The organism is Acidithiobacillus marinus (genome assembly GCF_002847505.1).
Lineage (GTDB): Bacteria > Pseudomonadota > Gammaproteobacteria > Acidithiobacillales > Acidithiobacillaceae > Acidithiobacillus > Acidithiobacillus marinus.
The window spans coordinates 63,231-76,077 of the sequence record NZ_MXAV01000056.1; the positions used below are offsets into that span (position 1 = coordinate 63,231).

The following is a 12,847-nucleotide window of genomic DNA, read 5'->3' on the forward strand; positions in this document are numbered from 1 at the left end:
AGTTGAAATAATGTCAGACAAGGCCGAGAAAATGCCCGCCAACATATTGAAGGTTCGTGATGACCATCAGCCAGTGCGTTTTGAAAAAGAGGGCGAAGACGGCAGGTTCAAGATTTGCGATGGTATCGAGTGCTCGTGGGCAGATAAAGAATTTGGTCCGAAGGAACTGCGCGGTCGGATCGAGCCTTGGCTCACCGCACTGTTCCAGTCTGAGCACCTTTCGCTACTGGCCGGCTCCGGGCTGACCCATGCGGTGCATTACCTTGCCTGCGGGAAAGGCGCCGCTGGCATGAGCGCCCTGACTCTGAGCAATCACCGGGCCGAAATCGATCAAGCCGCAGAGAAAGCAGCGAAAGCGGCCGGGCGCAATAAGGGCAATCTGGAAGATCAACTGCGTGTTGCCAACGAATTATTGCGTGGGTTGGAAATCCTCGGCGAGCAAGACAAAGCCAACTCTCTTGCGAAGGAGCTTTCCAAGTGCATGGAATCCTTTGCCCAGAAGATTCTGGAAAGTGAAACCAGTATTGTCACGGCCGGACAGGAAAACCGAGACAAGGCGTTCAGTGCTCTTGTCACCTTCTTGATGAGCTTTGCCAGCCGCACCGGGATGCGCGATCGCCTAAATATTTTCACCACCAACTACGACCGGCTGATCGAGGCCGGGGCGGAGCTGGCTGGCCTGCATCTGCTGGATCGCTTTCTCGGCAACCTGATGCCCATCTTTCGGTCATCCCGGCTCGATCTGGACATGCACTACAACCCGCCTGGCATTCGCGGTGAACCGCGTTATCTCGAAGGTGTGGCGCGGTTCACCAAACTGCATGGCTCAGTGGACTGGGTGCAGGCTGGTACCGACATTCGGCGTATCGGCCTGCCGTTTGGCGCCACAGACGTGCAGCCTTATCTGCAAGCACCCGGTTTACAGGGCGCAACGCCGCATGAACTCATGATCTACCCCAACGCCGCCAAGGACAGGGAAACCGCCGACTATCCCTATGTCGAGCTGTTCCGCGACCTGGCTGCCGCCGTTTGCCGTCCGAACAGCACATTGGTGACCTACGGCTATGGCTTCGGAGATGAGCACATTAACCGCGTGATCCGCGACATGCTCACCATCCCATCCACCCACTTGGTCATCATCTCGCGCAGCGATACCTATGGGCGGATTCTGCCGTTGGTCGAGGAGCGCAGCTCGCAGGTGAGTCTGCTTGTCGGCCCCGATCTTTCCGACCTAACCGAGCTCACCGAGAATTTCCTGCCCAAAGCCGCCATAGATAAGGCCACCTCGCGCATGAGCGAACTGCTCAAGCAACGAATGGGGACAGAGCTACCGCCTGCCAGGCATCCCGCCGCGGAGGCTAACGCCTTCGATGGGAGTGATCTGGCATGAGCATGTCACCACTGGCATATGCCGACTCCCTACGCATTGGCACCATCGACTTCGTCTCTCCGGATGAAATCAAGGTGCTGCTGGACATCGAAGCGCCCGATGGGGTGGCGCTCAATACCGGTACGCCTCGCTCGTTTCCGCGCATCAATGGCTATGTGCTGATCCCCAGCGACGAGGGGCACTTGGTCGCTCAGGTGGAATGGATCACCATCGAGCGTTCGCAATACCCCAAACGCAAAGGAATGCAGGACTTCGGCCTTGTGGACTTGCCTTACCCGCTGCGCAAAATGAGCCTCAACCCTCTGGGTGTGCTTGGATACGGCGGTAAGAATGCGCAAGGGCAGGAGTCATTCAGCTTTCGCCGTGGCGTAGGCAGCTATCCCAGCGTCGGCGACCCGGTGCTGCTGCCCACCGAATCCCAACTGCGCGCCATCGTCGAGTCCGGCGACAACCGGCGCGTGCCGATCGGCACCAGCCCGCTGGCCGCCAATGCGAAAGTCATGATCGACCCCGACCGGCTGTTCGGGCGGCATCTGGCAGTGCTGGGCAATACGGGCAGCGGCAAATCCTGCTCGGTAGCGGGATTGATTCGCTGGTCGCTGGAAGCCGCGCGCAAGTCGAAGAGCTCGGACCCGAATGCTCGCTTCATCGTGCTCGACCCCAATGGAGAATATGCCCATACCTTCCGCGACATGGGCAAAGTGCGGGTGTATGCAGTCGATCCGGACGAGGGCATGGCACAGTTGCAAGTTCCGCTATGGTTCTGGAACAGCGCGGAGTGGGCGGCATTTACACAGGCGAGTGCCAAAACTCAACGGCCGACACTCGTACAGGCACTGCGGTCGGTCCGTGATGGTGCGCTAAATGCTGCTACGCCTAGCCATGACATGCGTAGGTATCTACGCACCCTTGTATCAGCCATTCAAGTGGAACGCAGTTCCGGCAACCCATGGAAGGGCTCTGGTCAAGCAAAAGGATTTCGTGATCGGCTGATTAGTTGGAAAGAAGGTTTAGAAAATAGCGATTCATTCAGCAATCTGGAAGCGACTGCACTCAATGAGCTGCGCCAGCACTTCACGCAGTTACTTGCAGGACATCAGGGAGATTGGCCACAAGTATTTACCCTACAGGAAATCAACGATCTGTTAACCCAGGTTAGTCAGGCACATACAATCTTCGGCGGCAGCGACACGGAAGTGTTGCCCATTGATGCCGATGTGCCAAGGCCATTCGAAGGCAATCAACTCTTGCGCAGCGTTGAGGCAACGGCAGAACTCGTTGGGGTTTCCGAGTATGTCGAAACCATGCTGATGCGCATCCGCACTCTGTTGTCGGACAGCCGTATGAAGATTGTTTCCGGCACGGGCGAAGCCTGCTCGCTCGATGATTGGCTGCGGAACTACATCGGCGATGACCAGGCATCGAACGGCTCCATCACCATTATCGACTTGTCACTGGTGCCTGCCGAAGTAGTGCACATCATCACTGCGGTTATTGCCCGCATGACGCTGGAAGCGCTGCAACGCTACCGCAAGCTGCATCAGGGCCAAGTGCTGCCCACCGTGCTGGTCATGGAAGAGGCGCACACCTTCATCAAGCGCTACAGCGAAGACGCCGAGAACCAAAACGCGGCTGCAATCTGTTGCCAAGTGTTCGAGAAAATTGCTCGCGAGGGGCGAAAGTTCGGGCTGGGGCTGGTGCTTTCCTCGCAGCGCCCGAGCGAGCTTTCGCCCACCGTGCTGTCACAGTGCAACAGCTTCCTGCTCCATCGCATCAGCAACGACCGCGATCAGGAACTGGTGCACAAGCTCGTGCCCGACAACCTGCGCGGCCTGCTGCGTGACCTGCCCTCACTGCCCGCGCGTCAGGCCATCCTGCTTGGCTGGGCTTCCGAATTGCCTGTGCTGGTGCAGATGAACGCATTGCCAGAGCAGCAGCAACCCAAATCGCATGACCCGGGCTATTGGAAAGTCTGGTCGGGAGAAGTCGAAAGAGCAGTGGACTGGAAAGCCATTGCCGACGACTGGCAGCAATACGGTGCTGTCCAGCCGCAAACGAACGATGAGGCAGAAGATCAGGAATGAGCAAACAAAAACTCGAACTCACCTGGATCGGCAAGGAGAAGCGTCCCAAGCTGGAGCCGCGCATTATGCTCGAAGACCCTTCGATGTCGTATCACGCCAGGCATCGCGTGTCGGACAACGATATTTTCGACAACCGACTGATCTTTGGCGACAACCTGTTGGCGTTGAAAGCCTTGGAGCAGGAATTCACCGGCAAGGTGAAGTGCGTGTTCATCGACCCACCGTACAACACCGGCAGCGCGTTCACGCATTACGACGACGGGCTGGAGCACTCGATCTGGCTGGGGCTGATGCGCGACCGGCTGGTGATCATCCGGCGGCTACTGGCGGAGGATGGGTCGCTGTGGATCACCATCGATGACAACGAGGCGCATTATTTGAAGGTGTTGTGCGATGAAGTGTTTGGGCGGGCGAGCTTTGTCGCAAATGTACTTTGGCAAAAGCGTACTTCGCCGGAGGCAAGGTTGCAGCTTGGCGCGGCACACGACCATATTCTTGTCTACGGGCCATCCGTTCAAAAACTGCAATTCAACAAGCTGGCACTGACTGAAGATCAAGCAAAAAATTTCAAAAACCCAGATAACGATCCTAAAGGCCCTTGGGCGTCTACGGACTTCACCGCTCAGGGCTGGCGCCCAAATCAAATGTACAAATTAATGTCACCGGCTGGGGTTGAGTTTGAGCCTCCTCCTGGCCGCTGCTGGTCTAACATCGAGTCAGAGTACAAGAAATTGCTTGCCGCCGGTCGAATGTGGTTTGGCAAAGACGGCACGGCACGACCGAGAGTTAAAAACTATCTCTGTGCTGCAGAGGGTGTAAGTGCTTGGACTTGGTGGTCAAACTCTGAGGTCGGTCATAACCAAGAAGCCAAAAAGGAGGTCATTCAGTTATTTGGTGCTGAAGATGCGTTTAGTACCCCCAAGCCTGAAAGACTCCTAAAGCGCATCCTCGAAATCGCCACCAACCCCAACGACCTCGTCCTCGATTCCTTCGCCGGTTCCGGCACCACCGGCGCGGTGGCGCACAAGATGGGCCGGCGCTGGATCATGGTGGAACTGGGCGAGCACTGCCATACCCACATCATTCCGCGCCTGAAAAAGGTCATCGACGGCGAAGATCCCGGCGGTATTTCCAAGGCGGTGAACTGGCAGGGCGGCGGCGGTTTTCGCTATTACCGGCTCGCGCCGACGCTGATCGTCAACGACCGCTGGGGCAACGCGGTTATCAACCCCGAATACAACGCGGCGATGTTGGCCGAGGCGTTAGCCAAGCTGGAGGGGTTCCACTACGCGCCGTCGGAAACCCACTGGTGGCAGCACGGCCACTCCAGCGAGCACGATTTCCTCTATGTCACCACGCAGAACCTGTCTGCCGAGCAATTGCAGGCGCTGGCCGATGAGGTAGGCAGCGAAAGCAGCCTGCTGGTGTGCTGCGCCGCTTTCCACGGAGTCACGGCGTCCAGAGCGACAGAGCGCTGGCCTAACCTGACGCTGAAGAAGATTCCGAAAATGGTGCTGGCCCGCTGCGAGTGGGGGCACGACGACTACAGCCTGAATGTGGCGTCGCTTCCCATGTTCGAGGAGCCGATAGCGCGGCCGGAAGCACCCTCACCCCGGCCCTCTCCCGGAGGGAGAGGGAGAAAGGCGGGCGGCACGGCCGACCTGTTTGGCGATGGGGAGGACGACCATGAGTAAGAAGATCACTGCCATCCCACCCGGCTATGCCGACTGGTTGGCTGACATCAAGACGCGCGTGGCGGCCGCCCGCCAGCGGGCGGCACTGGCGGCCAATGCGGAGCTGATCCGGCTGTATTGGCAGATCGGCCGCGACATTCTGCAGCGGCAGGTGGCGCAGGGTTGGGGCAGCAAGGTGATCGAGCGTCTGGCGCGCGATTTGCGTGCGGCCTTCCCGGAGATGAAGGGGTTTTCCCGCGCCAACCTGCTCTATATGCGGGCCTTTGCCGAGGCTTGGCCGGACGAGCAATTTGTCCAGCAGCTTGCTGGACAATTGCCCTGGTTCCACATCGTCGTGCTGATGACCCGCCTGAAAGACGATCCCACCCGTGAATGGTATGCCCGGAGAGCCGTCACCGAGGGTTGGTCGCGCGTGACGCTGGAACTGAATATCCGTAACCGTCTGCACGAGCGTCAGGGCAACGCGGTGACCAATTTTGAAACCCGCCTGCCAGCACCGCATTCGCAACTGGCGCATGAAACGCTGAAAGATCCCTACCTGTTCGACTTTCTGGGGCTGGGCGACGAAGCGCAGGAACGCGACATCGAAAACGCGCTGGTGCGGCACATCACCCGCTTCCTGCTGGAACTCGGCAGCGGCTTCGCTTTTGTCGGGCAGCAATATCGCTTGGAGGTCAGCGACAAGGAGTTCTTCATCGACTTGTTGTTCTATCACACGCGGCTCAAGTGCTATGTGGTGGTGGAGCTGAAGGCCACAGAGTTAAAACCGGAACAAGCGGGGCAACTGAATTTCTACCTGACCGCAGTGGACCGGCAGGTGAAAGCACCCGACGACAAACCCACCATCGGTCTGCTGCTGTGCAAGACACAAGACCGGCTGGTGGCCGAATATGCGCTCTCGGGCATTGACAAACCCATCGGGGTAGCGGAATACGAACTGGTGCGCGCCTTGCCGGAACCGCTGGCAACCAGTCTGCCCACGGTGGAGGAACTGGAGAGTGAGTTGGCTGAAGAGCCCATTGTCCAGGATTTTCGAACAACTGGCGTGGATGATCAGGAGAGCGAAGCATGAGCGCCCGCGTGCAGAACCATATCACGGGCCGCCTGTCGCTGCGCCCGCCGCAGGCGGAATCGCTGGCAAAGCTGAAGCAGGCGCTGGATGCCGCGCCGAAACTGCTGGAGCACGGCAAGGACGTGGCGACGGTGCTCGCCACGCTGAAGGCCGAGTTTCCGACACTTGAAGATTTCGAGCGCGACTTCCCCTCGCTGTGCTTTGCCTTGGCCACCGGTGTGGGCAAGACGCGGCTGATGGGCGCCTTTGTCGCCTACCTGCATCTAGCGCATGGCATCAACAATTTTTTCGTGCTGGCGCCGAACCTGACCATTTACAACAAGCTCATCACGGATTTCACGCCCAATACGTCGAAGTATGTATTCAAGGGCATTGGCGAGTTCGCCATCAACTCTCCCCGTGTGATTACTGGCGATAACTACGATCAGCAAACCCCGTCTACCGGGGAGTTGTTCAGTGAAGTTCGCATCAACATCTTCAACATCTCCAAGGTCAATTCCGAGGTGCGCGGCGGCAAGGAGCCGCGCATCAAGCGCATGCGTGAGGTGTTGGGGGATAGTTACTTCAACTATCTCGCCAACCTGCCCGACCTAGTGCTGCTGATGGATGAATCGCACCGTTATCGCGCCAGCGCGGGCGTGCGCGCCATCAACGAACTCAAGCCGCTGTTCGGACTGGAGCTGACGGCGACGCCCTTCGTGGAATCCAGTCGTGGGCCGGTGCCGTTCAGGAACGTGGTGATGGATTACCCGTTGGCGCGGGCGATGGAGGATGGCTTCGTCAAGGAGCCGGCGGTGGTGACACAAAGAAACTTCAAGGCCAGCGACCACACGCTGGAGGAAGTCGAGAAGATCAAGCTGGAAGATGGCGTACGCCTGCATGAAAGCACCAAGGTGGAGCTAATGACCTATGCTCGCGAGAATGGGGTTCAGCAGGTGAAGCCATTTATGCTGGTCATTGCCCGCGATACCAGCCATGCCGGGCAACTTTTGGCCCTTCTGGAATCACCAGCGTTTTACGAAGGGCGCTATGCCGGCAAGGTGATCCAGGTGGATTCCAGTCGCAGAGGTGCGGAAGAAGAAGCCATGATCACGCGCCTGCTGGCCGTGGAGAGTCTGGAAGAGCCCACGGAAATCGTGATTCACGTCAATATGCTCAAGGAAGGCTGGGACGTGACCAATCTCTACACCATCGTGCCGTTGCGCGCCGCCAATGCCCGCACGTTGATCGAGCAGTCCATCGGGCGCGGCCTGCGTCTGCCTTACGGCAAGCGCACGGGTGTCGCAGCGGTGGATCGCCTGAACATCGTCGCCCACGACAAATTTCAGGAGATCATCGACGAGGCCAACCGTGGCGACTCGCCGATTCGGCTGCAGCAGGTCATCCTCGATGCGCCCACTGCCTCCGACAACAAGGTCAGCGTACAGGTCGATTCGGACGCAGCATACCGCCTCGGGCTGACGGATGACGCGCCTGCGCTCAATCCGGCGGCATCGGCAGCCGCCAATGGCGGTGCTGTCACGCCAACGCTAGCCCCGGTCTTCACCACCGATGCGGAAAAGCAGGCCGCGCGTATGGTCATGGAAGTCATCGACCAGTATGAAATACGATGCGCTTTGGCACCCACGCGCAGTGCGCTGCTCAAACCCGAACTGCAATCGGCGCTCCTCGCGGAAGTGACCGAGCGGATGAGGCCGCTGCAGGGCCAATTGCTGGCGGGCGTGGATGAATCCGCTCCCGCGCTGGACTTGTCCGCCGTGGTGGCGAAGACTACCGAGATCGTGGTGCAGCAGAGCATCGACATCCCGCGCATCGCGGTGGTGCCCAAGGGCGAGGTCACGACGGGTTTCCAACCCTTCACGCTGGACGTGAGCCAGCTCCATCTTCAGCCGGGGAGCCGCGAGATCGTCGGCCAGATGCTGCGCAGCAATGAGCAGTTCACCCTGGCGGCGGAAATCGGCCTGAAGGAACAGCGTCCGGAGGACTACCTCGTCCACACCCTTGTGGATTTCGACGATATCGACTACTTCACCCACGCTGATCTGCTCTACGACCTCGCTGGTCAGATGGTGAAGCACCTGCAAAGCTACCTGTCCGAAGCCGATGCACTCAACGTACTGGACGGCCAACGCAAAACCATCGCCAGGGAAATCCACGCGCAGATGATAGCCCACTTCTTCGAGAAGGCGACTGAGTACGAGGTGCAGATCAGTCGCGGTTTCACGGAGCTCAAACCCTGTAACTACACAGCGACAGCAGGGCAAGCCCCGCGTCACTTCCGCGAAACGGTGGAGGAAGTAGGCCGCATCAAGCAGATGCTCTTCGGCGGATTCACACGCTGCCTGTACCCGCTGCAGAAGTTCGACTCGGATACCGAACGGCGCTTCGCTGTCATCCTGGAGCGCGACGCCCTGAAGTGGTTCAAGCCCGCGAAGGGGCAATTCCAGGTCTACTACAAACTAGGCACTGAGCAGCCGGAATACATCCCCGACTTCGTGGCCGAAACCGACGCGGTGATTTTCATGGTGGAAACCAAGGCGCGGAACGACCTGAAAACCGATGAAGTGAAGGCCAAGGCCGCTGCCGCCTTGCAGTGGTGCCGACACGCCTCAGGCTATGCGAAGCGCGTCGGCGGCAAGCCCTGGAAGTACTTGCTGGTACCCCATGACGAAGTCACAGAATCAAAGCAGCTCGCCGACTTCTCGCGTTTTGAAATTACTGGCTAATCCCTTAATCCAGCCGCAACCATCCCTTGCGGTAGAAAATCCAGGCGATGAGCGCTTCCACCAGAATCAGTCCTCCGGTGACGGCAACAAAACCGTAGCGCCAGTGGGGGAGTGGACCCAGGGGGACGTTCATGGCTGCTGCGCCGGGAATAAACAGCGGGATGGTGACCAGAATAATCAGGGCCGCCATGAACTTGAACAAGTGATTCACGTTGTTATGCACCACATAGGCGTAGGATTCCAGCAGTTCATTGATGGTTTCCTGATCGCTATCCACCTGATCCCGGACCTGGGACAGCTCAATGCGGGTGTCTTCATGAATTTCCAGCAGATCAAGGTCTTCTTTGGGAAGTAACAGCGCGATTTCGCTGACCACATATTCCAGTTGCAGCAAACCCAGATCCAGCGCCAGCAGCCGGTCGTGAATATCCAAACCCCGATACACCACATCATGGCGCTGGGCCTGACGGAGATCCCGCTCCACCATCGCCATTTCCCGGGCGACGGCGCGGGCGGTGGGCAGATACAGGCGGGTGACTTCGGCAATGATGCGCAGTACGAGCTCCCAGCGCTTGCGCGGTTTATCTGGATCAATCAGCTGATTGAGAAAGGGAATTTCCTGGTCGGCCAGGGTCACGAAATAGCCCGGCGCAAAATACACGCTGAGGGGCACCAGGGAAAACTGCCCGATGCGCCCGTCTTCCGGGATGGGTACCTGAAATTGCAGGGAAATCAGGCGCTCTTCCTTGATCAGCGGGCGTGAGGCCTCGCCTTCCAGGCGCTTGCGCAAAAAGCTTTCCGGAATGTCGAGGGTCATGGCGGCCTGGCTCAATTCCAGCGCCGTAGGATTGACCAGCGCCATCCAGCTGCGCCGGTTGGCGTTGCCGGAAAGCAGGCAGTCGCGAGTAATGCGTAGCATCTGTCGGCCCTCCCTACATGGCAAAAAACCCGTGTTTTCGAGCCCAGACAGCAAACAGCAGGGTGGCGCCAAAAACATAGGCCAGCAGGCCGAACCACAGGTAATGCCAGTGTTCCAGCGGAAGAATGGTCATCATGTGAAAAGGCATGATGAAAGCAATGGGCATCATCAGCAGGGCCAGCCACACCGTCATGACCTTCATGACGGTGTGGGCATTATTCTGGATGATGCCGTTGTAGGCATTGGTGACGGTCAGATAACGCTCGTAAACCAGATTCACGATTTCTTCCATACGTCTTTGCTCGCGTAGAGCGATTTCCATCACGGCATAAGCGGGGGCGTCTCCGGGGGTGGCGCGCAGCGCATCACGCAAAATCAGCCCGGTTTCACGAAGGGCAATGACCAGTTCACCCAGATCCCGGTTGAGGACCACAATTTCCCTGAGCTCGCGATTGCCCATGGCCGTTTTCAGAGCCAGGCGCAGCTCCTGCAGGCGGTCTACCAACACGCGGGCGACCCGTTCATGGCTGTAGATGCTGTTGAGCAGAGCTCTTTGCAGGAGATCATGGCCCTGACTCTGCTGGAGGGTGCTGAGCCAATCCTGTTTGAGCATGGACAGTAAAGTTTCTTCGCCGAGCAGAATCAGGTGATCGGGGTGTTCATGATGCAGGGTCAGGGTGCTGATACGAGCCACCGTGCCGAAGCGGGCGTCTTCTTCCAGCATGGCCACGGGCAGACGCAGGGAGATTTCTTCACCTTCGCAATAAAGCCGCTGATCTTCACTCTGGCGCAGCCAGCTGCCCAGGTTGTTGCAGGACAAGGCCTGTTCAGGATTCAGCAAAAACAGTCCGGACCCGCTGCAGCTGTCGCAGGCAGTCCAGGTTCCGGTCTGGGGATTGTAGTACTGGGCGGTCATGAGCGCATCAGATCCAGTCTTTTTTGCGGAAAAAAACGAAGAGCAATCCGGAAATGAGAAAGCCGCCGCCCATCAGAACCGGCCAGGCATACGTCCAGTCCTGCAGAGGGAGCGGAACGTTCATGCCATAAATACTGGCCACCGTGGCTGGAGAGGCGACCACCACCGTCCATGCTGTAATGATCTTCAGGGTATTGCTGATATTGTTTTGCAGCACCCCGACATAAGCATCCATCATGTTGGTAATGGTGGACGCGTAAATTTCGGTCATGTCCCGGGCCTGCTGCAGGTCAATCAACGCATCGGCAATGTCTTCGAGATCGTCGGCATCCTGCCCCAACATGGGCAGGCGCAGGGTTTGTTGGGCCACCGAGATATTGCCCTTCAGCGCGGCAGAAAACAGGATCAGGCTTTTGTTCAGGGCCAGAAGGCGGAAAAATTCGTTGTTGTTCTGGGAGTGACGGAGAATTTTTTCCGTAGCCGCAATTTCGTTGTTGATGATGCGCAGCGCCCGTAAAAAGTCCCGGGCGATAGCCTGGAAAATTTCCGCCAGCAAACCCTGGACACCGAGAATCTTGCCACGTTGCCGCTGACTGCGTAATTCATCCCATAGTGCCAGGGGGTGGGCACTTGCGGTGACCATTTGCTGGGGTAGTAGCCAGAGGCCTACCGGCAGGGTGCGAAAGCGTAATTCGGCATCTTCCTGCATGGGCGCGGGCACTTTGAGAATAATCAGGGCGACTTCGCCGTCCCGCTCCAGACGCGGGCGTTCGTCTTCATCGGACACGTCCTGGAATAGATAATCCGGCACCTGCAGATGCTTGGCGACAAATTCCAGTTCGGCGTGGCTGGGCGCGACGACCTGAATCCAGGTGGCGCGTGGGGGCCATTGAAAATCACTGGTGATTTCCAGTTGGGCATCGGTTTTGTCATCAAACCAGTGCAGCATCCTGTCGCTCCTTGGTAAATTCCCACCCGTTCATATCCACCCCTTGCGCTTGAAAAATGCCGCCAAACCCCCGGCAATGCTTAAACCCAGTAATAATATCACCCAGAAAATCCAGTGGGTTTTCTGAAAAGGCAGGGTGGTATTCACGCCGTACAGGGTGGCGAACATGCTGGGCACATAAAACACCATGGCCAGCACAGTGACCACTTTCAGACCATGGTTGATGTTGTTCTGCACCATCCCGGCATAAGCGTCCATCATCGAGGTGCTGGTACCGGCATACACCCGGGCGCGCTCATGGGCCACCTGCAATTCCAGGAGTGCGGTATCCACCTGCCGGGTGGCGGGCAGGTCATCGCGAATTTCCGCCAGCCGTGAAATCTTGAAGGCGGTGGCAATATTGCCGACCAGGGCTACTTCAAAGCGGGTCAGACTTTTACTGATTTCCAGCAGGGTGAAAAAGTCGCCATTACTCTGGGTCCAGTCCAGTTGTTGTTCATTGTCATGAATGGCCTGGTTGAGCTGCTGTAGTGCTTCTTCATAACTCCGCGCCAGAATTTTCAGGATGGCGGCCAGTATCTCGATACTTTCCGGAGGGCTGGAAAGATGCTCCATCTGCGCAAAAAAAGGCGAGAGGGTGGGTAGTTCTTCCGCCAGCACCGTAGTCAGATTTTGCTGGTGCAGAACCACGCCCAAAGGACGCAAGGTCCAGACATCTTCCCCCGGACCGCTGACTGGAAACTGCAAGGTCAGGAAGACCCTTCCCTGCTCTCTGCGCAGCCAGGAGCGTTCATCGGGATCGAGAATGTCCTGGGCAAAATCCCAGTCATCGGCGAGCTGTCCCGCCGCTACCCAGTCTGCCGGTCGGGGTGCGGTCAGATGTTGCCAGCTTTTTACGCGCTCCGGGGCGCGCGCCGCTGCCGCTTGTGCGGTGCTGTCGGTTTCTGCTGGGGGAAACACATCCATGGATGCTCTCCAGTTCAGAGTCGGGCGTGAGAGGCACCAGTGCCCGGCAGCTGCCCGATACGGGGACTTCGGCCGGTACAATTTGGAGCGCAGGACGGAGGCTTTTATACTGGACTTCCTTGTCGCCTGTA

At 58.1% G+C, this 12,847-nt stretch carries 9 protein-coding genes; 5 read left to right on the forward strand and 4 right to left on the reverse strand.

What is annotated here, in order from left to right:
* Positions 1-10: 10 nt before the first annotated feature.
* The 5 genes from B1757_RS14470 to B1757_RS14490 are packed head-to-tail and all read left to right on the forward strand — an operon-like array spanning position 11 to position 8,966.
* Positions 11-1,390 (forward strand): SIR2 family protein, encoded by a 1,380-nt coding sequence (locus B1757_RS14470; RefSeq protein WP_253253886.1) that lies wholly within the window; start codon positions 11-13, stop codon positions 1,388-1,390.
* Positions 1,387-3,474 carry an ATP-binding protein gene (locus B1757_RS14475; protein WP_101538993.1) on the forward strand — a complete coding sequence of 696 codons (2,088 nt, stop codon included), beginning with the start codon at positions 1,387-1,389 and terminating at the stop codon, positions 3,472-3,474. Before B1757_RS14470 ends, B1757_RS14475 begins: the two co-directional genes overlap by 4 nt.
* Complete coding sequence (locus tag B1757_RS14480; RefSeq protein WP_101538994.1) at positions 3,471-5,168, forward strand: site-specific DNA-methyltransferase; 1,698 nt, start codon at positions 3,471-3,473, stop codon at positions 5,166-5,168. Before B1757_RS14475 ends, B1757_RS14480 begins: the two co-directional genes overlap by 4 nt.
* Positions 5,161-6,240, forward strand: a complete 1,080-nt coding sequence (locus tag B1757_RS14485) for a PDDEXK nuclease domain-containing protein (RefSeq protein WP_101538995.1) — start codon at positions 5,161-5,163, stop codon at positions 6,238-6,240. The genes B1757_RS14480 and B1757_RS14485 overlap by 8 nt, the downstream gene beginning before the upstream one ends.
* Entirely contained in the window at positions 6,237-8,966 is a 2,730-nt protein-coding gene (locus B1757_RS14490) for a DEAD/DEAH box helicase family protein (protein WP_101538996.1), read from the forward strand. Before B1757_RS14485 ends, B1757_RS14490 begins: the two co-directional genes overlap by 4 nt.
* A gap of 4 nt (positions 8,967-8,970) precedes the next feature.
* Here the strand turns inward: B1757_RS14490 and B1757_RS14495 are convergent, their stop codons facing one another.
* The 4 genes from B1757_RS14495 to B1757_RS14510 are packed head-to-tail and all read right to left on the reverse strand — an operon-like array spanning position 8,971 to position 12,716.
* Positions 8,971-9,885, reverse strand: a complete 915-nt coding sequence (locus tag B1757_RS14495) for a CorA family divalent cation transporter (protein ID WP_101538997.1) — start codon at positions 9,883-9,885, stop codon at positions 8,971-8,973.
* 13 nt (positions 9,886-9,898) lie between these two features.
* The gene (locus B1757_RS14500) at positions 9,899-10,801 is read right to left on the reverse strand and encodes a CorA family divalent cation transporter (RefSeq protein ID WP_101538998.1); all 903 of its coding nucleotides are present in this window, start codon (positions 10,799-10,801) and stop codon (positions 9,899-9,901) included.
* 7 nt (positions 10,802-10,808) lie between these two features.
* Entirely contained in the window at positions 10,809-11,750 is a 942-nt protein-coding gene (locus tag B1757_RS14505; RefSeq protein ID WP_101538999.1) for a magnesium transporter CorA family protein, read from the reverse strand.
* Between the two features lie 30 nt (positions 11,751-11,780).
* A complete protein-coding gene (locus tag B1757_RS14510) occupies positions 11,781-12,716 on the reverse strand; it encodes a magnesium transporter CorA family protein (RefSeq protein ID WP_101539000.1) in 936 nt (311 codons plus the stop codon).
* Between the last annotated feature and the right edge of the window lie 131 nt (positions 12,717-12,847).

Coding starts and splice junctions, on each gene's coding strand:
- B1757_RS14470 (WP_253253886.1), top strand. CDS start 11: ATGTCAGACAAGGCCGAGAAAATGCCCGCCAACATATTGAAGGTTCGT.
- B1757_RS14475 (WP_101538993.1), top strand. CDS start 1,387: ATGAGCATGTCACCACTGGCATATGCCGACTCCCTACGCATTGGCACC.
- B1757_RS14480 (WP_101538994.1), top strand. CDS start 3,471: ATGAGCAAACAAAAACTCGAACTCACCTGGATCGGCAAGGAGAAGCGT.
- B1757_RS14485 (WP_101538995.1), top strand. CDS start 5,161: ATGAGTAAGAAGATCACTGCCATCCCACCCGGCTATGCCGACTGGTTG.
- B1757_RS14490 (WP_101538996.1), top strand. CDS start 6,237: ATGAGCGCCCGCGTGCAGAACCATATCACGGGCCGCCTGTCGCTGCGC.
- B1757_RS14495 (WP_101538997.1), bottom strand. CDS start 9,885: ATGCTACGCATTACTCGCGACTGCCTGCTTTCCGGCAACGCCAACCGG.
- B1757_RS14500 (WP_101538998.1), bottom strand. CDS start 10,801: ATGACCGCCCAGTACTACAATCCCCAGACCGGAACCTGGACTGCCTGC.
- B1757_RS14505 (WP_101538999.1), bottom strand. CDS start 11,750: ATGCTGCACTGGTTTGATGACAAAACCGATGCCCAACTGGAAATCACC.
- B1757_RS14510 (WP_101539000.1), bottom strand. CDS start 12,716: ATGGATGTGTTTCCCCCAGCAGAAACCGACAGCACCGCACAAGCGGCA.